Annotated in this window: 20 protein-coding genes; 11 read left to right on the forward strand and 9 right to left on the reverse strand. The window is 41.9% G+C overall.

From position 1 onward, the window contains the following. Positions 1 to 97: 97 nt before the first annotated feature. Complete coding sequence (locus F899_RS06840; RefSeq protein WP_004894274.1) at positions 98 to 769, forward strand: glycine zipper domain-containing protein; 672 nt, start codon at positions 98 to 100, stop codon at positions 767 to 769. Between the two features lie 71 nt (positions 770 to 840). Here F899_RS06840 and F899_RS06845 read toward each other — a convergent pair whose 3' ends face one another. Continuing rightward, the gene (locus F899_RS06845; RefSeq protein WP_005221699.1) at positions 841 to 1,887 is read right to left on the reverse strand and encodes an NAD(P)H-dependent flavin oxidoreductase; all 1,047 of its coding nucleotides are present in this window, start codon (positions 1,885 to 1,887) and stop codon (positions 841 to 843) included. 205 nt (positions 1,888 to 2,092) lie between these two features. On the opposite strand from F899_RS06845, the gene F899_RS06850 reads away from it, so the two are divergent. From F899_RS06850 to F899_RS06860, 3 genes are all read left to right on the forward strand, one after another. Then, on the forward strand, positions 2,093 to 3,352 hold the full coding sequence (locus F899_RS06850) for a putative DNA modification/repair radical SAM protein (protein ID WP_004894280.1): 1,260 nt from the start codon (positions 2,093 to 2,095) through the stop codon (positions 3,350 to 3,352). Further along, positions 3,352 to 4,131, forward strand: coding sequence for a TIGR03915 family putative DNA repair protein (locus F899_RS06855; RefSeq protein ID WP_005221700.1), 780 nt, complete (start codon positions 3,352 to 3,354; stop codon positions 4,129 to 4,131). Before F899_RS06850 ends, F899_RS06855 begins: the two co-directional genes overlap by 1 nt. Before the next feature lie 66 nt (positions 4,132 to 4,197). After that, complete coding sequence (locus F899_RS06860; RefSeq protein ID WP_004812548.1) at positions 4,198 to 4,707, forward strand: hypothetical protein; 510 nt, start codon at positions 4,198 to 4,200, stop codon at positions 4,705 to 4,707. A 64-nt stretch (positions 4,708 to 4,771) separates the two neighbouring features. Here the strand turns inward: F899_RS06860 and F899_RS06865 are convergent, their stop codons facing one another. The 4 genes from F899_RS06865 to metK all read right to left on the reverse strand — a co-directional run bounded on the left by F899_RS06865 (position 4,772) and on the right by metK (position 8,324). Further along, positions 4,772 to 5,983, reverse strand: a complete 1,212-nt coding sequence (locus tag F899_RS06865) for a YeeE/YedE family protein (RefSeq protein WP_005221701.1) — start codon at positions 5,981 to 5,983, stop codon at positions 4,772 to 4,774. A gap of 480 nt (positions 5,984 to 6,463) precedes the next feature. After that, complete coding sequence (locus F899_RS15555) at positions 6,464 to 6,688, reverse strand: hypothetical protein (protein WP_155756519.1); 225 nt, start codon at positions 6,686 to 6,688, stop codon at positions 6,464 to 6,466. After that, on the reverse strand, positions 6,645 to 6,989 hold the full coding sequence (locus F899_RS06870) for a hypothetical protein (protein ID WP_004812551.1): 345 nt from the start codon (positions 6,987 to 6,989) through the stop codon (positions 6,645 to 6,647). The genes F899_RS15555 and F899_RS06870 overlap by 44 nt, the downstream gene beginning before the upstream one ends. 168 nt (positions 6,990 to 7,157) lie before the next feature. After that, positions 7,158 to 8,324, reverse strand: a complete 1,167-nt coding sequence (metK, locus tag F899_RS06875) for a methionine adenosyltransferase (RefSeq protein WP_004812553.1) — start codon at positions 8,322 to 8,324, stop codon at positions 7,158 to 7,160. An 856-nt stretch (positions 8,325 to 9,180) separates the two neighbouring features. Between metK and tkt the strand changes: the two genes are divergently transcribed. The 4 genes from tkt to F899_RS06895 all read left to right on the forward strand — a co-directional run bounded on the left by tkt (position 9,181) and on the right by F899_RS06895 (position 12,864). Beyond that, positions 9,181 to 11,169, forward strand: a complete 1,989-nt coding sequence (tkt, locus tag F899_RS06880; protein WP_004894294.1) for a transketolase — start codon at positions 9,181 to 9,183, stop codon at positions 11,167 to 11,169. A 133-nt stretch (positions 11,170 to 11,302) separates the two neighbouring features. Next, the gene (locus F899_RS06885) at positions 11,303 to 11,518 is read left to right on the forward strand and encodes a hypothetical protein (protein WP_004812556.1); all 216 of its coding nucleotides are present in this window, start codon (positions 11,303 to 11,305) and stop codon (positions 11,516 to 11,518) included. Positions 11,519 to 11,694: 176 nt separating this feature from the next. Continuing rightward, positions 11,695 to 12,150: a GNAT family N-acetyltransferase gene (locus tag F899_RS06890; RefSeq protein ID WP_034433969.1), complete on the forward strand. Its 456-nt coding sequence runs from the start codon at positions 11,695 to 11,697 to the stop codon at positions 12,148 to 12,150. 126 nt (positions 12,151 to 12,276) lie between these two features. Beyond that, positions 12,277 to 12,864, forward strand: a complete 588-nt coding sequence (locus F899_RS06895; RefSeq protein WP_004894301.1) for a YceI family protein — start codon at positions 12,277 to 12,279, stop codon at positions 12,862 to 12,864. Positions 12,865 to 12,994: 130 nt separating this feature from the next. Here the strand turns inward: F899_RS06895 and F899_RS06900 are convergent, their stop codons facing one another. Then, a complete protein-coding gene (locus F899_RS06900) occupies positions 12,995 to 13,711 on the reverse strand; it encodes a glutamine amidotransferase (protein WP_005221703.1) in 717 nt (238 codons plus the stop codon). Positions 13,712 to 13,942: 231 nt separating this feature from the next. Here F899_RS06900 and yfcF point away from each other — a divergent pair, with 231 nt between their 5' ends. Continuing rightward, positions 13,943 to 14,608: a glutathione transferase gene (gene yfcF / locus F899_RS06905; protein WP_005221704.1), complete on the forward strand. Its 666-nt coding sequence runs from the start codon at positions 13,943 to 13,945 to the stop codon at positions 14,606 to 14,608. A gap of 111 nt (positions 14,609 to 14,719) precedes the next feature. Here the strand turns inward: yfcF and F899_RS06910 are convergent, their stop codons facing one another. The 3 genes from F899_RS06910 to F899_RS06920 form a co-directional block, all read right to left on the reverse strand. Next, positions 14,720 to 15,397: a type 1 glutamine amidotransferase domain-containing protein gene (locus F899_RS06910; protein ID WP_004894308.1), complete on the reverse strand. Its 678-nt coding sequence runs from the start codon at positions 15,395 to 15,397 to the stop codon at positions 14,720 to 14,722. 189 nt (positions 15,398 to 15,586) lie between these two features. Further along, positions 15,587 to 15,763: a hypothetical protein gene (locus tag F899_RS15630; RefSeq protein WP_005221705.1), complete on the reverse strand. Its 177-nt coding sequence runs from the start codon at positions 15,761 to 15,763 to the stop codon at positions 15,587 to 15,589. Positions 15,764 to 15,985: 222 nt separating this feature from the next. Beyond that, a complete protein-coding gene (locus tag F899_RS06920) occupies positions 15,986 to 16,855 on the reverse strand; it encodes an SDR family oxidoreductase (RefSeq protein WP_004812568.1) in 870 nt (289 codons plus the stop codon). Between the two features lie 85 nt (positions 16,856 to 16,940). Between F899_RS06920 and F899_RS06925 the strand changes: the two genes are divergently transcribed. Beyond that, the gene (locus tag F899_RS06925) at positions 16,941 to 17,873 is read left to right on the forward strand and encodes an IS5 family transposase (protein WP_004811110.1); all 933 of its coding nucleotides are present in this window, start codon (positions 16,941 to 16,943) and stop codon (positions 17,871 to 17,873) included. Between the two features lie 39 nt (positions 17,874 to 17,912). Beyond that, on the forward strand, positions 17,913 to 18,811 hold an 899-nt coding region (locus tag F899_RS15635; protein WP_005221706.1), incomplete at its 3' end, for a hypothetical protein.

Genomic DNA, 18,811 nt, shown 5'->3' on the forward strand with positions numbered 1-18,811 from the left:
ACTTGGACAGTGTTAACCTGAATTTTCTCTATTATAAATAGATCAAAGACAAGATGAGATTTCTATCTTGGCTATAAAAGATCAAGGGAGATTTAGAATGACAAATACCAATCGACCAGTTTCAGATATTAATCCAGCTTCACATCGTGATTTGTCTCAAGAACGGACTGATGTATTAAGAGATGATGAAGCATTGAAAAGCAGCCCTACCACTTCAGGCAGTGCACGCCCAGATTTAAATTTACCAGATACCGAAAGCCATCGTGTTCCCGATATGAATGAAGCGGGTGATCATCCTGTGGCGACCAGTGCTGGAACCTTAGGTGGCGCTGCAGCAGGTGCGGCGATTGGAGCAGTCGGTGGTCCTGCAGGTGCAGTCGTCGGCGGCCTTGTTGGGGGAGTGGTAGGTGGCCTAGCTGGAAATGAAATGGCAGAATCAGCACGACCTACGCTAGATACACCAGAAGGTATTGCACTTTCAGGTTCAGAGAATTTACAGGACGATGATCACTACTGGCGTGAACAGCATCATCAGACGCCTTATTATAGTGAAAGCCGTAATGTCTATGGTGATTTGGACTATGATCGAGATTATCGTGGTGCATATCGCCTCGGTTATGAAAACCGTGAATATTACAATGGTAAAGAATTTAATGAAGCTGAACCTGATTTGCGTACCAAATGGGAACAGGTTAAAGGTGACTCCCGTCTCAATTGGGAAGAAGCCAAGTTTGCAGTGAAAGATGCATGGCATCGTGCGACTCGCTAACTTCTATTACTCATAAAAAAAACCTCTCAATATTGAGAGGTTTTTTTTATTTTAATGAGAAGAAAAACTGCTTATTCTCGATGTTTAATCTCCAGAACCAGCTGGTTAACCAGATCCGAAGCTTCCATTTCGCGTGTTTGTGCGGCGTTTGAGCCAGCCCAGAAAGCACCATAGCCATGATCGCCCTGTTGAACGGCTGCTGCATGTAATTGCTTGGCCAGGTCATAAGTATATGGATAGGCTGGTACATCTAGACGATCCGGGGTGTCGATATCAGTATGCCAGTGATTGATAATGCCACGCGCAGGACGACCAGAAATGCTTGCAGTCACTTGAGTCAATGGTTTAGACAGCAAGGCTTTACGATAGGCTTCATTGGCATTAGAGGTTTTGCACTGTACAAATGCCGTTCCCAGCTGAACGGCTTCAGCACCAAACTCCAGCATCTGTCGTGCCTGATAGCCGTCCATAATGCCCCCAGCGGCTACAATAGGCAAGGAGCAATACTGTTTAATCAGCTTGATTAAATTCGAAGTTTTGACTGAGGCATCAAATTTGGTGCTGAAAATTCCACGGTGCCCACCTGCTTCAATACCTTGAGCAATCACCACATCAATGCCAGCAGCCTCGATCGCACGTGCTTCAGCCAGATTGGTCGCAGAAACCATGGTGATAATTCCAGCCTCTTTAAGTGCTTGAACCTGATGCGAATGCGGAATACCAAAGTGAAAACTCACCGCTTTTGGACGTGTTTCCAGAACCAGATTCAGGAAATCATCATTGTCCCTAAAGCTTGGATAAATGCATTTCAAGGTTCTGGGTGGTTCTACACCAAACTGGGCGAATTTATCCTTGAACTGCTCGATCCAGGCTTGAGCGACAGTGTCATCTAAGTCTTCAGTTTTATGGCAGAAGAAATTGACCTGAAAAGGCTGATCGGTCAGCTCCTGAGTTTTAAGAATCTGTTCACGCGCAGACTGTACGCTACTGGCACCTAATCCTAATGAACCCAAAGCACACTGATTAGAGACTTCAGCGGCCAGCTCAGGTGTGGAGACACCGGCCATGGGTGCTAACAGAATTGGGTGTTTAATGCCTAATTTTTCCAATAAAGACATGGCTTTGCTCCTTGTTATCACCTTACTGTGCCTTCGCCTTGAAAATTAAGCAAATCATATTGGTTATTTTATTTTGAAATATTCGACTATAGTTACATAAGCTTTACATTTGCGACGACACTCATTGTCGCTGTACTGATCGATTGCATAGTAGATGAAATCCTGCAGTTTTATAATACTGTTTTAGTTAAATTTTCCTGAACTCATGTCTGATCGTATACGTGAAAAATTACAGATTCTCGCTGATGCTGCCAAATATGATGTGTCCTGTTCATCTAGCGGCAGTAATCGAAAGAATAAAGATAAAGGTCTAGGCAATACCGGCAACGGGATCTGTCATAGCTATACTGAAGATGGCCGTTGTGTTTCCTTACTGAAAATCCTGTTTTCCAATGTCTGTATTTATGACTGCTCGTATTGCGTTTCGCGCCGTTCCAATGATGTAAAACGGGCCGCTTTTACCGTGCAGGAAGTGGTTGATCTGACCATGAACTTCTATCGTCGTAATTATATTGAAGGGCTGTTCTTGAGTTCAGGTATCTTTAAGTCTGCCGATTACACCATGGAGCGTATGCTGCAGGTAGTCAAGAAACTGCGGCTGGAAGAAAACTTTAATGGTTATATTCATCTTAAGACCATTCCGGGAGCTTCGCAGGAAATTATTACTGAAGCAGGTCTATATGTGGACCGGATGAGTATCAATCTGGAAATGCCAACAGAAGATGGATTACGAAAATTTGCCCCAGAGAAAACTCATGCTGAAGTACAGAAAGATCTGGGCATTGTGCGTGATCGTCTGATTCAAATGAAAGACGAAAGTAAAATCATCAAGGCTGTACCCAAATTCGTACCGGCAGGCCAGACTACACAAATGGTGGTTGGGGCGCATAGTGAAACGGATCGTGATGTTATTCTGATGGCGGATCGGCATTACAAGGAATTCAAGCTAAAACGGGTATATTTCTCCGGTTATATCCCGATTAATGCTGAAGAAAAAGCACTACCGGCCGTGGGTTCAGCGCCACCATTATTACGTGAAAACCGGCTGTATCAATCTGACTGGTTAATGCGTTTTTATGGTTTTGATGCTGAAGAAATTGTCGATGATCAGCATCCGAATCTGGAACTGGATATTGATCCGAAGCTCAGCTGGGCATTACGTCATCCGGAAGCCTTTCCAGTCGATATTAACCGAGCCGAATATAAAATGATTCTGCGAGTACCGGGAATCGGAGTACGCTCAGCCAAAAAAATCGTTCAGGCGCGCCGTTTTGGTCAGATTCATATTGATCAGCTGAAACGTATGGGGGTAGCTTATAACCGTGCGCAGCATTTTATCCACTGCGCCGATACACCAAAATTTAAAAAAGAACAGCAATCACAACAGATTCGGCAGCAGATATTGCAGTCGGGTTATTCAAAATATCAGCAGCAACTTTCACCTCAACTGGGATTAGGGTTCTGATGGCCTGTTACTATTTTGATGGCACGATGACAGGACTATTGAGCTGTGTATTTCGTGCTTTTGAATTTCGTGAATTTGAGGTCAGAATTACTGCCAATCCACATGCACAAAATGGTCTGTTTGATGATTTTATTCATGTGGCGTCTAATGATGCGCATGGCCAGCGTGTCTGGCAAGGCTTAAAGCAGAAAGTCGGTTCAGGCAGCTTGAGGGCTTTTTACTATACCTTTTTGGCGGAGCAAGAACAGGCTTTTCAGGTCCTGTTTGACTTTGCGATATATGTTTTTCAGAGTCAGCGTCCAGTGGATCAAGACTATGGTCATGCTGCGGTATTGGGTATGTCACAATGGGCAAAACAGGTGGGACGCGAAAAGCACCGGATGGAAGCTTTTGTGCGTTTCAAAAAATGTCAGGATGGTTTGTTCTTAAGTTTGATCAAGCCAGATTTTAATGTGCTACCGATTATTAGCAAACACTTCAAGGAACGTTATCAGGATCAGACCTGGCTGATTTATGATGAACAGCGCAAATATGGTATCTACTATGATTTAAAAAATTTACATCAGGTAGAAATGAATGCAGTACAGATAGATCCACAAGTCCGGCTTGGACATAGTCAGTCTTTCAGCGTTGAACTGGATGATGAGGAATTACTCTATGACCAGCTTTGGAAAGACTATTTTCATAGTGTAAATATTCAGGCACGTAAGAATATGAAGCTGCATATTCAATATGTGCCTAAGCGCTATTGGCGATATATGAATGAAAAAGCACTTTGAAACACATGCTTTAGGATTTTCAGGCATAATCAGAGCGCTATTGTTTTTTGATTGAGTGATGTGTTTATGAAGGTATGGCTGAGTACATTGGCGCTAGGCTTGACGTTGACTGCATGTTCGCAAGAACCCGAAAAGGTTGAGGTCGACCCCGCTCAGTATCAGGTTAAAAATGCTCAGGAATTACAGCAACGCTTTGATACCCTCAATCAAAAACTGGCAACTGACTTTAGCCAGTTTAAGAAAGTCGAAAGCATTGCCTTTGCGCATCAGTTCCCCTTAGATGTAAATAACCTGAGAACCTTGAATCAGCATTTGGTCGCAAGCACAGCACTTAAGTCCAGTAAAATGGCCTATTGCGATATGATGAATGGCTATTTTGCCGAGATGTATCGACTGGGACATTACAATCTTAATTTAGTGAATGATATTCAGCTGCCAAATACAGAAAAAGAAGATCTTAAAGCGAATTTCTCAACGGCTGATCAGTTCTATACCTTTATTCTGGATCGATATACCAGCTATCGTCAGGTACAACAAACCATGAACTATGGTTGTAATCTAAAAGCGGCACTATAAATTTTTAAAATTATTCAGTGCATAAAGAAGCCCATCATCAGATGGGCTTCTTTATGCTGGAGTATTAACAGCCGGTCAGTTTTTCTGGCTGAGGTTTTTCGCCCGGGAAGAAAATCGGACGGAGTTTTACCCCAATACCATTCCCCACAAAGGCAAATACCAGCCATAACCAGCCATGTACACTGCCCGAAGCAATACCACTGAAATATGCGCCAATGTTACAACCATAAGCCAAACGTGCGCCGTAGCCGAGCATCAAGCCACCAATGACTGCTGCCAGTAATGAACGTTTTGGAATATTGAAATTCGGTGCAAATTTACCTGCCAGACTTGCAGCAAGCAGGGCGCCAAGCATGATGCCAAAGTTCATCATCGACGTGATGTCAAACCACAGTGATTCTGATAATGCTTTAGCATTGCCTGGTTGCTGCCAATATGCCCAAGAAGCAACATCTACACCTACGAAACTTGCCGATTTCGCTGCCCAAACGGCAAGGGCAGAAGTTACCCCCCATGGACGTCCAGCCAGTGCCAAAGTCGCAAAGTTAAGCAGGGTTAAAATGATACCGCCCCAGATCAATGGCCATGGACCACGAAGAAAGCGTTTCCAACCTTGATACTGGCTTTGTGGTTCAGCTTCCAGACTGCCATGGCGTTTCTTTTCGAGAAACACAGTCGCAGCGGCAATAACTGCAAATACTAGAAAGCTGAGTAACAGGGCAGGTACTACCCCGAAGCTTTTCACAATCGAAATGGGTGCCAGATGTGGCAGATTAAACCACCAGTCGAGATGAGACGTTGCAATCAGCGAACCTGCACAGAAGAAGAACAGAGTTACCAGCATACGCGCACTACCACCACCAACGGTATAGAGCGTACCTGATGCACAGCCGCCACCGAGCTGCATGCCAATACCGAAAATAAAGGCACCAATCATGACTGACATGGAAACGGGATTAACATTACCTTTGACAGGATTACCGAACAGCTCACCAGCACCAAGGGCGGGAAAGAAAAGCAATACTGCCAGAGCGAGCATAATCATTTGCGCGCGTAACCCACGACCGCGGCGTTCCTTGATAAACACACGCCAGCTAGAAGTGAAACCAAAAGAAGCATGGTACAGGGTCATGCCCAAGGCGCCACCGACCAGGAATAAAAGCGCCTGATTCAGCCCTACGATTTGATAGGCACCGACCGTACCTAAAGCAAGTAAAATAAATGATACCCAAACCGATATATTAGAGCGGTTTGAGGATGCAGCAATCACTGACATAGGAGAGATAAAATATCAAAAAATAAAGTGTGTCATTTTACAGGCCTGTTTTTTCAAAGCGAGTCCAAAACCTAGAATTTACATTCCAATATCTGATTCTTCATATCAATTTAGCTTATATGGTGTTAAGTCAGATTGATGTGAAAGAGCGAGATATTCCAATAAAGGAACAACATGGCAGCGATAGCAAAAAAGGGAATATATTAACTGGCACTTAGCTTTAACGTCTTGGTAAAGTAAGCTGGTAATCGCGTCTAAAATTGCTAGTGAAAACATACCTACCATTATTGCGGCAGCTGAGATCAGTTGCTTAAGACTGAGCAAGATTTAAGACGTGGGAAATAATGTTCGTACAGAAAAGACAAGGGTAGCTGGTCTGCTAGTTTTTAATGATTTAGCGGTGGTATTGGCATGAACACTGATCTCATCCCAAGCACGGGCCAAGGCTCCAATGCATGATGATCCAGCTATATTGCAACCTCACGCCAGTTCTTGAGCTAAACCATGCATAATATAAATCCAGGTCAATTGGCTGAGTTCGGCTTCAGGCTTCTCTTTTCCAGGTATTAAATCTGAAAAGATAGATGAGAGAATAAAAAAGCCTGCAAAATGCAGGCTTTTTAAGGCACTGGAGCCTTGAAAAAGAATCAAGTAACCAGAATTAATTTTCAGCTTCTTGGCGTACTTTTGCTGCGCCTTCTTCAACTGAACCTGCAACAGAGGCGGTTGCATCTTTGGCTGCTTCTTTAGCACGTTGGGCTGCAGCTTCAGCACTTGCAGCTGCTCTATCTGTTGCTTCCGCTGTATTTGCTGCTGCATTATCCAGAGCTTGGTCGGTTTCAGCTGCAGCTTCGCGGCTCGCATCTTCCATATCATGACCTGCCTGTTCTGCAGCATTTTCCAGGTGCTCACCTGTAGTTGCGCCAGTTTCAGGTTGTTTTTCCTTGCTACAGCCTACAAGTGCCACAGTTGTCGCCAAACCTAAAGCAATAAGAAGTTTATTCATTGTGTTATATCCTTTTGTTGTCATAGATCACTGATATAAAAATATTATCGGAATCACGTGCTTCAGAATGCTACAAAATGTGGCGTTCGTGTAAATGTTGTCAACTATTTTATAAACTATTGAAAACAAAAAAGCCTGCTCTAAGGCAGGCTTTTTAAGCAAGAAAAATTACAGTCCAGCAGAAGCACGTAATGCTTCAACCTTATCTGTTTTTTCCCAGGTAAACGCAGTATCTGAACCTTCACGACCGAAGTGACCATAAGCTGCTGTTTGCTTATACATCGGCTGGATCAGGTTTAGCATACGGGTAATACCATATGGACGCAGATCGAAGTGCTCACGAACCAATTGAACGATCAACTCGTCAGATACTTTACCGGTATTAAAGGTATTGATTGAAATAGAAGTTGGCTCAGCCACACCAATTGCATAAGACACCTGAATTTCACATTTATCAGCAAGTCCAGCAGCAACGATATTTTTCGCTACATAACGACCTGCATAAGCAGCAGAACGGTCAACTTTCGATGGATCTTTACCAGAGAATGCACCACCACCATGACGCGCCATACCACCGTAAGTATCTACAATGATTTTTCGGCCAGTCAGACCACAGTCACCTACAGGACCACCGATTACGAACATACCGGTCGGGTTGATGTGGAATTTGGTTTCTGCATGGAACATTTCAGCTGGAATGATTTTCTTCACGATTTCTTCAATCACAGCTTCTTTCAGGTTCGCCTGTGAAATTTCAGGATCATGTTGAGTTGAAAGGACCACTGCATCTAAACGTACCGGCATGCCATTTTCATAAGCGAAAGTTACCTGGCTTTTCGCATCTGGGCGTAACCATGGTAATGAGCCATTACGACGTAGTTCAGCCTGCTTTTCCATTAGGCGGTGCGCATAAGAAATTGGCGCAGGCATTAATACGTCAGTTTCACGGCTGGCATAACCAAACATCAGGCCCTGGTCACCGGCACCTTGATCTTCTGGCTTTTGACGGTCTACACCCTGAGCAATTTCAGGAGATTGTTTACCGATCATGTTGATCACAGCACAGGTTGAACCATCAAAGCCAAGATCAGAATGATGATAACCAATGCCATTTACGGTTTGACGTACGATCGCTTCAAAGTCGACGTTTGCAGTTGTTGTGATTTCACCGGCAAGTACAACCGCACCCGTTTTTACAAGCGTTTCACAAGCAACCCGCGCATATGGGTCTTCTTTTAAGATTGCATCCAAAATGGCATCACTGATTTGGTCAGCCATTTTATCTGGATGGCCTTCGCTTACAGATTCCGAGGTAAATACAGCGTACTCGCGCATAAGTCCTATCACAGTTAAATTTAAAGACCCGATATGTTACATCGTGTTGCGTCGAAGGACTAGGTTTGAACGGTAAAATTGGCTGAAATTGTTTCAATTTAATTTGTTTTTATTTGAATACTGGTATTTGAAAAACTGATATACCGCTTATATCAGTGGCTTTTGCTTATGTTTTGCTCAAGAAAAATCTTGCAGCTTTTTTTGGTCATTTTTTGTAGCAGCAGAGCTAGGCTTCTTATACCTTAGATTAATTTTTCCAAAGAAGAAGCAATCTTATTGTTTGAAAATGCATTTTACTGTCGCAAACCACTCCATCAATCGTGATGATTTAAGCTAAGGTTAATGAGCTAAACGCTATTAATCTGATCGGCACATAATATATAGAAGGATTGCATCGAGACTTTGATCTAAAATTTATAAAATTTCATTGCATGTATAAGCCTACAGACTAGGCCTTATTTACTGAAAACGAAGAAGAGGGCAAAAGGTACAATACAGCAGCGAGCTTTAGTTTATTTTTAGTCCTGCCGATGAGGGAAATAATTTGAATCAATAAAAGCCATATATGTATATTTAAGTGGCTGACCTTTTCAAGAGAATAATAAAAATTTGATAGAAGGGAACTCGCTTGTAAAACATAAGAAAATTAGGGTTTTTATTGTGATGAAAATTGAGTATTAATCGGTGCCTGTACTTAAAAGTGTAGATTAAATGTACGTTGACCAATCTAAACAACAATAAAGTGATAAATATTGTAGGCTGGTCTTTACCCCTCGCTGTTTTTTTAAGACAATATGCAGCAGTTTTGAAAGTCTTTTCATCATTTTCTATTTCTGAATTATTTGGACACTGATTTATGACAACCCCGCTTAATGAACGTCGTGTTGCAAACGCAATTCGTGTATTGGCAATGGATGCTGTGCAAAAAGCAAACTCAGGACATCCAGGTGCTCCAATGGGGATGGCAGACATCGCTGATGTGGTTTGGCGCGAATTTTTAAGCCATAACCCGACTAACCCGAATTGGGCGAACCGCGACCGTTTTGTATTGTCGAACGGTCACGGCTCAATGCTGCAATATGCACTTCTTCATTTAACGGGCTATGATCTTTCAATCGAAGATTTGAAATCATTCCGTCAATTACATTCTAAAACTCCAGGTCATCCGGAATTGGGCTATGCACCTGGTATTGAAACCACTACTGGTCCATTAGGCCAGGGTATTGCCAATGCCGTAGGTTTTGCACTGGCTGAAAAAACGCTTGCTGCGCAATTCAACAAAGACGATATTCAAGTTGTTGATCACTTTACTTACTGCTTCCTGGGCGATGGCTGCTTGATGGAAGGTGTTTCTCATGAAGCATGTTCATTAGCGGGTACTTTGGGTCTAGGCAAGCTGATCGCTTACTATGATGACAACGGCATTTCGATTGATGGCGAAGTTGAAGGCTGGTTCTCTGACGATACAGAGCAACGTTTCAAATCTTATGGCTGGCAGGTCATCAAAGTTGATGGTCATGATGCGGATGCAATCCGTCAAGCGACTGTAGAAGCGAAAGCTGAAGCGAACAAACCAACCATCATCATGTGTAAAACAGTGATTGGTTTAGGTTCACCAAACAAACAGGGTAAAGAAGACTGTCATGGTGCGCCTTTAGGTAATGATGAAATCGTATTGACTCGTGAAGCGCTTGGCTGGTCAGACGAAGCATTTGTTATTCCTGCTGAAGTTTATGCAGCATGGGATGCCAAAGAAAAAGGTTCACAAGCTGAAGCAGCCTGGAATGAAACTTTTGCCGCTTATGCAGCAAAATACCCAACTGAAGCAGCTGAATTAAAACGCCGTATTTCTGGTGATCTTCCAGCTGACTTTGTTGCAAAAGCAGATGCTTACATTGCTGAAGTAAATGCAAAAGAAGAAACGATTGCGACACGTAAAGCAAGCCAAAATACGTTGCAAGCACTTGTACCTTCTTTGCCTGAAGTGCTTGGCGGTTCTGCTGACCTTGCAGGCTCTAACCTGACCCTTTGGAAAGGTGCGCAAGGCGTACAGGACAATCCTGCAGGTAACTACGTACACTATGGCGTACGTGAGTTTGGTATGACTGCAATTGCCAATGGTGTAGCACTACACGGTGGTTTCATTCCGTATGTAGCAACATTCCTGATGTTTATGGAATATGCACGTAATGCAGTGCGTATGTCTGCTCTAATGAAACAGCGCGTAATTCATGTTTATACGCATGACTCAATCGGTCTAGGTGAAGATGGTCCAACACACCAACCGGTTGAACAAATCGCATCTTTACGTGGTACACCGAACCTGAATACATGGCGCCCATGTGACACTGTTGAAGCCGCGATTTCCTGGAAATCAGCTTTAATGCGTTCAGAAGGCCCAACGGCATTAATCTTCTCTCGTCAAAACTTGCCATTCCAGACCCGTACTCAAGCACAAATCGAGAACGCTGCGAAAGGTGGTTATGTACTGGCTGAAGAAAAAGGCGAATTGAAAGCGATCATTATTGCAACGGGTTCAGAAGTATCTCTGGCAATGGAAGCGTATGCACAACTTGAAGGTGTACGTGTAGTCTCTATGCCATGCGCTGAAGAATTCATGAAGCAAGATGCTGCTTACCGTGAAGCAGTTCTCCCTGCAGCGATTCGTGCACGTGTAGCGGTAGAAGCTGCACATGTGGATTACTGGTGGAAATTTGTAGGTCTTGACGGTCGTGTGATTGGTATGACTACTTATGGTGAATCTGCACCTGCGAAAGATCTGTTCCAGTTCTTCGGTATTACCACTGAAGCAGTTGTAGCAGCTGTAAAAGAGATTACTGCTTAATCAACTGATTAAACAGTTTTTAAAGGACGCCCCAGTTTTGGGGCGTCTTTTGTTTTTTCACTTTTTAGTGTTGTTTTCATGTGGCAACTGCTAAAAAGTTCTCCCATAGTCGAAATGAAAGAGTGAGATAAACATGAGCTTGTATGAACAAATTAACGATGAAATTACTTTAATGGATGCAGGCGAACAGAAATGGATCGGGCAGGATCTGCCTCTTGAAGCAATGATGGCAGTTGAGCTGTTACTTCAGGATCTGGCGGCTGAAAAAATTATTAAAGTGCGTCGTAAGAACCATGAAAAACATTCTGGTTTAAAGCAGATTGACCGTATTCTGGTGGAAAAGCTTTAAAATTGAAGGCTTAAATAGCCTCACATGGGGCTATTTTTGTACCAAAATAATCATCTGTATGAGTCATAGATATATTTTAAAAAATTGGCGTGAGTAAAATAAAAACATATCTTATCTTAATCATCAAAATAGCCTAAGCTAATTGAATCTATTTGAAATAGAAGAATCGTATAAAAATGATGATACAAGACCAGATTCAAATTGAGCCTCTAGAACATATTACACAGCAGGAGTGGCTGCCATTATGGTTGGATTACCAGAATTTTTATCAGACTCAGCTCAGTGAAGAGGTAAATCAGCATACCTGGCAAAGGCTTACTGATCTTGCATTCGGCAATATGTATGGATTCGCAGCGATTCTGAATCAGCAGGTTATCGGCATTGTGCATGTCATTCAACATGACAGCTGCTGGACTTTAACGCCGTATGCCTATTTGCAAGATCTTTATACGCATATTGATTTTCGAGGGCGGGGTGTGGCACGAGCCTTGATTGAGAAAGTATATGTAGATGCTAAACAGCATGGATGTGATCGAGTGTATTGGTTAACTCATGAGAGCAATCGACAAGCACAGCAGCTTTATGATCAGGTTGCCAAGAAAACCGGTTTTATTCAATATAAGATGACTTAATATCGACAAAGTCATCATGCTTACAATTTTACCGTTCCATGCATGCAACAAATCGTTCTATCTTTAGCGGTGCAAATAATTCTAATTAAGCTAGATTAGAACCTATTCAAAACAGAGGGTTATGATATGAAATTCAAGACATTGGCTTTGGGCCTGACTTTGGCTTCAGTAGCAACATTTTCTATGGCGAAGCCGGTTGCGTATACCATTGATCCAGGCCATACCGCGACTGTATTTAGCTGGAGTCACTTTGGTTTTTCGACACCATCTGCGAACTTTAGTGATATTCAGGGCACGATTACGGTTGATAATGAAAAGCCTGCTAACTCATCAGTGAATGTAACTATTCCGGTATCGAGTATTAATACCAATGTTAAAGCACTGGATGAGCATATTCAAAAAGCAGAATTCTTTGATGTAGAGAAATATCCAAACATCACGTTTAAAAGTACCAAGGTTCAGGCTTTAGGTAAAAACAAATATAAAATCACCGGTGATTTGACTATAAAAGGTGTAACCAAGCCAGTTGTGCTGGATGCAGTATTAAATAAACAGGCTGTTCATCCAATGACAAAACTGCAAACAATTGGCTTCAATGCGACCACGTCATTTAACCGTTCAGCTTTCAATGTTGGCGCTTATGTGCCAAATGTCGGTGATAAAATTACTGTAAACATTACCACTGAAGCATCTGTACCCGCTGCGAAAAAATAAGAAAAGACAAATTTAAAAAGCACCCTGTAGGGTGCTTTTTTATGGATGAAAATTAAGCTTTGCTAGAAATTAGTAGATAGCTAATCTGAATGAATATTTTTTATCATCCACTTAATTTGAAGAATAAAAATTAGCTGGTTTGAATGTGCTTGAGAAATTCTTGAAGGATGGATACCGATACAGCTTCTAAAGCAGCAGCATATTGCTGATTGTCGGCACGTAAGGCTGCAATGTCGATATTCGCGTGACGCAGCTCACAGGTATGGCCAATCAGCCATTTCTCCAGACGCTCAGCTTCCACTTCAGCATGAAATTGCAGTGCCAGAATATTGCTGCCAATCCGGAAAGCCTGATTTGGATAGACCGCAGAACTTGCCAGAAGCTCAGCCTCTGTGGGCAGGTCGAACGTATCACCATGCCAGTGTAGTACTTCAATATTTTCCAGATTTTTTAGTGGATTATTCTCTACAGATGCAAGGCTAAGCTTGGACCAACCAATCTCTTTGCTATGACCTGCATACACTTTTGCTCCTAATGCATGCGCAATGAGCTGTGCACCTAAACAAATTCCTAAAGTCGGCAAATTCTGTTGTAAACGAACTTTCAGTAAGTCTATTTCCTGTTGTAAGAAAGGGTAGTCTTCAGTTTCATAAACGCCGATTGGACCGCCTAAAATCACCGTCAGACCTGTGTGCTCGAATGCCTGGGTCAGGTCATCGACCCCTGCTTCAAAATAACGTACCCGTAAGCCGAGCTGATAGAAAGTATCCTCCCACGCGCCGAGGTCTTCAAAGGCAAGATGCTGGATGGCATAGACCGTATCTGGAAATTCGTCAAAATTAAGCATGATGGTGACTGATCAAAGAAATGATTTAATTTAACGTGAATCATATGACTTGGAAAGCTGAATGCAGCTCAATGAGCTCTTCCATTTAGCAGTGGCTTGGTTGCAATTGCTTAAACTCTAAAGATACTCCGCTATTGTTCACTTCAGTTTGGGTATAACTTGGAACTTGATGACCGTATGCAATCCCATAGTTTTATATACTGATAACAACTCCATTAGGGGAGCCATGCTATGCAAAGTCTAAGCCTTTATATTGATCGTAAAAGATTAAGTCCCTATGCCATGTCGGTTTTTGTGGCCCTTAGAGAAAAACATGTCGATTTTAAAGAGATTAAAATCGATCTGGATAAGGATGAAAATAAATCAGATACCTATCTAAGAATCTGTAAAACTGGAAAAATTCCCTGCTTATCTGTGGATGGCTGGTCAATTTTTGAATCCATGGCAATCACTGAATTTCTGGATGAGCTTTTTCCAGCACCTGATTATCCGGCTCTTTATCCGGCAGATATTCGGGCGCGTGCTAAATGTCGGGCGGTTCAGGCATTGCTTAAATCTGATTTTAGTCTGATATGTCAAAATATGCCTTCCACGGGTATCTTTCAGCCATTACCGGAACCTTATGTTCCAGACCGGCATACTCAGGTAGAAATTGATCGGTTAACCAGAGTAAGTGAGGCTTTGATTGTTGATCAATGGTTAAGTTCACAATGGAGTATTGCAGATTTTGATTTAGCCTTCATGCTACATCGATTATTGAGTTTTAAAGTTCCTATTTCTGAAAGACTTTATAGCTATGTCATGCGGAATTTTCAGCGCGAATCTGTGCATGTCTGGTTTAAATTAAGAGAACTTGAACGAGGTACATGGGATCCATCACCATTTGATGTACCGTGAGTTGAGAAAGGCTTTCAGGGTTGATGGATTTAAGTCATGATTTAATTGTTTAAATAACTCCTGAATTGAGCAGAAATCAGGAGTTATTTATTCATGGGCATCTTCAGGATATTATTTTAATAAATCTAACAGGGCATCCGCCGTTGCTGCAGATGATGCTGGATTTTGTCCGGTAATCAGTAAACCATCCTGCTGCACATGAACTTGCCAATCATCAGCTTTGGAATAATGCCCACCATTTTCCTTCAGCATATCTTCGACCAAGAATGGAACAATATTCGTCAGGCCGACTCCCTCTTCTTCGGTATTGCTAAAACCAGTTACTGATTTACCTGACACAATTGAGTGGCCTTCACTATCTTTTACCTTTTTCAGTACTCCTGGCGCATGGCAGACCAGTGCGACAGGCTTATTGGATTGCAAGGTTTCTTCAATTAAATGGATTGAAGTGTAATCATTGGCTAAATCCCATAACGGACCATGCCCACCTGGATAGAATACGGCATCAAACTCATCTGCATTTACTTCGCTTAATTTATGGGTATTGGCTAAAGCACGCATGGCGGTTTCATCTGCTTCAAAACGTCTGGTTGCTTCAGTTTGGGCATCTTCAGCACTGCTTTTAGGATCAAGCGGCGGGTGACCACCTTGTGGGGAGACTAAAGTGATTTCGGCTCCTGCATCAATGAATCGATAATATGGGGCAGCCAGTTCCTCTAGCCAGAAACCGGTTTTTTCGCCTGTGTCACCAAGTTGATCATGGGAGGTCAGAACAATCAAAATTTTCATATGTTTACCTAAGATTATGTCAGATTTAAAATTTAATAAGTAAAATTATTGGATAGATGGATAGGAGAAAAATTGCCATCGTTAAACTGGAAACTTAAATTTAAAACAGCTTGGATTTGATATTTTGTGGCAATCCTTAAAGCAAATGTTTTAAACACCTACCTATATGAAATGTTTTAGAAAACATCATTACGCTTGATCAGAACTTTTCTTTTTCTTTCCCCCACCATCCTGTTTATTGACTGTAGACCAAGCAATACGTTCAGCCTCTTTTTCAGAACGTCCTTGTTCTTTCTCACTTTCTTCAATATGTTTAGCTTGCCGTTTCTGTTTTTCCGTATAGGCAGATTTATCACCTCTAGGCATAGTCTGATCCTCACATGCGGTCTAATATGGGAATGACTATAACAAGGACTTGATTTAGGCAAAGTAAGCTTCTGTCAGGATTTGTTTGAATTGTTTTATAGGTTATTAAATGACTGGAGCATTTATATCTAACTTATTTTTAGTTCTAAAGATGAAGTCAATTTTAAAATCTTAATTTTGAACAGGATAATGACCCTAGAGCCATTATCCTAAAGCTTTTGTTTAGCCATTAACAATGCTGCCACCATTTACGTGGATCACCTGACCCGAGATATAGCTGGCTTCTTCACTAGCCAGAAATAAATAGGCTGGAGCGACCTCACTGGGCTGTCCCATGCGGCCCATCGGTGTCTGTTTACCAAATTCTTTTAAGGTTTCTTCGTCAAAACTACTTGGAATAAGTGGGGTCCAGATCGGGCCGGGTGCAACCCCATTAACACGAATACCTGTCTTGTTTTTCAGCAAATTGGTCGAAAGACTACGGGTAAACGTGGTAATTGCACCCTTAGTGCTGGAGTAGTCGATCAGTTCATCATGTCCGTGATAGCTAGTAATACTAGTGGTATTAATAATACTGTCACCTGCCTGCATATGGGGGAGAACCGCCTGAGTTAAATGAAACATACTCAGAATATTGGTGTTAAAAGTTTTATATAGCTGTTCAGGAGAGATATCGGTAATACTTTTCTGCGGATATTGTACTCCTGCATTATTTACCAGAATATTAATTGTCTTGAATTCCTGAATAGTCTGTTTTACCAGATCTTGAATTTCTTCTGGTTGCTGCAAGTCACATTTGATCAGTAGACAGCGCTGTCCTTCTGCTTCAACCATTTTCTTTGTATCTTTTGCATCCTGATCTTCGTCCAGATAGCAAATCGCGATATCCGCTCCTTCACGGGCAAACAGGACAGATACCGAACGGCCAATCCCACTATCTCCACCGGTAATGAGAGCAACTTTGCCTTTTAATTTCTCGCTACCTTTATAGTGAGGTTTAATGATCTCTGGCTCTGGGTTCATTGCAGTCTGAACACCAGGCTGATGGTCTTGTGTTTCGGTTGAATTTGGGGTTTCAGGATAATTATTCATATATTTTCAGGTCCATTGTTTAGTGTAATGAGGCTTTGTTGCACAAAGCTGTTCTTAAAGACTCCTTCGGCAATATAATTTCCAAATGAAGAAGCCTACACACAAAATCTACCGCACAACCAATTGGCCCGCATATAACCGAGCTCTCATTAATCGTGGGAATATTGCCATTTGGTTCGATCCAAAAACACAATGGTATGCAGAACCTCAAGGCAAACAAGGTCGAAGTCAAACCTACTCCGACATAGCGATTCAATGCTGTTTGATGATCAAATCTCTATTTAGACTCACTTTACGCATGGTTACTGGTTTTGTTCAAAGCTTAATTAAACTTTGCGGATTAGATTGGACAGCACCAGACTTCACGACGCTTTGTAGAAGACAAAAGTATATTGATATTCAAATTAACTACCAGAAAAGTCGTGATGGGTTACACCTACTCGTCGACTCTACGGGTTTAAAATTTTTAGGTGAAGGCGAATGGAAGCGTAAGAAGCATCAGCCTGAATACCGTCGGCAATGGCGTAAACTGCATATTGGTATAGATGCTGAAACACTGCAAATACGTGCCGTTCAGCTTACGACAAATAATGTCAGTGATTCACAAGTACTTGGTGATTTACTCGATCAGATTCCTCAAGATGAGCATATTGACTCCGTTTATACCGATGGTGCTTATGACACAAAGCGGTGTCGCCAGTTGATCACAGATCGAAATGCCCATGCGATTATTCCACCCAGAAAAAATGCGAAGCCTTGGAAAGATACAAAAGTTCATTCGCTAGAGCGAAATGAATTACTTCGCACTGTTAAACGTTTAGGCAGGACACTATGGAAAAAATGGTCGGGCTACCATCAGCGAAGTCTGGTAGAAACCAAGATGCACTGCATCAAATTATTAGGCGATAAGCTCAGTGCTCGGAATTTTGATAGCCAAGTCAACGAGATTCATGCACGTGTGGCCATCTTAAATAAGTTTACGGAGCTCGGCCGACCTCACACCCAAGTTGTCACTTAAATTTAAACAACTTAGGAAAGCTCTATCTTTAAAATCTTTATGCAACAAAGGCATTTTAATATAGAAGAAAGCTCGTTAGTTTTTAGAAATGAGCAAGTAGAATTATTTTTATTTGATTTTAAAACAATCACTTATAACCCTATAGATAAGATTGAACCATTATTATATGGGCAGTCAGAAAGTTCATTTGTAAGTGTTTGGCCATTTGTTGGTTTAGCGCTTGGTGGAATTGGTCTAATTGCGGGTGCGGCAGGAGGTAGTGGGGGTGGCGGATCATCAGAAGCAGTAACAAAAGTGAAAAAGCCTCAGGATGTCATCATTGGTAATGGTGATTCATTTATCAATAAAGAAGAAGTTCAAGATGATAAGGTTGAAGTCACTATAGACTTACCTACAGGCTTAACAGATCAGGATAAAGTGATCGTAAATGGTGAAGAGCATGCACTTACACAAGAAGATGTTGAAGCAGGTAAAATTGTAGTTAATGTACCTTTAGAGGGAAAAACTGAAGGTAAATTTGATGTTACTGTAGAAATTAAAGATAAAGCAGGCAATGTTTCTGACAGTGTTACAGAGTCAGCGATTATAGATCTCACCCCGCCGATAGTAGATGATGTGATCCTTAAAATTGATAGAATTGCGCAAGATGGTGTAATTAATATTGAGGAATCAAACGACAAAGTTATTGTAATTGGTCAATTGACCTCGATACCTAAAGATAGCATCGCAACTAAGATTCAAGTTACGGTAGGTGAAGAGACTGTTGATGCCATTATTTTTGATTTTAAAAATGGTATTTGGTCGGCACAACTTCAAGGGGCATCATTTGGTAATGTAGCTGGTGAAGTTAATGCGACAGTAACCTTTAAGGATCAAGCGGGTAATACCTCCACCAAGAGTACAGCTTCAAATTATGAAGTAGACCTAAGTAAGCCTGA

Origin of the sequence: Acinetobacter sp. CIP 101934, from assembly GCF_000369585.1 — a bacterium.
Classification (GTDB): domain Bacteria; phylum Pseudomonadota; class Gammaproteobacteria; order Pseudomonadales; family Moraxellaceae; genus Acinetobacter; species Acinetobacter schindleri.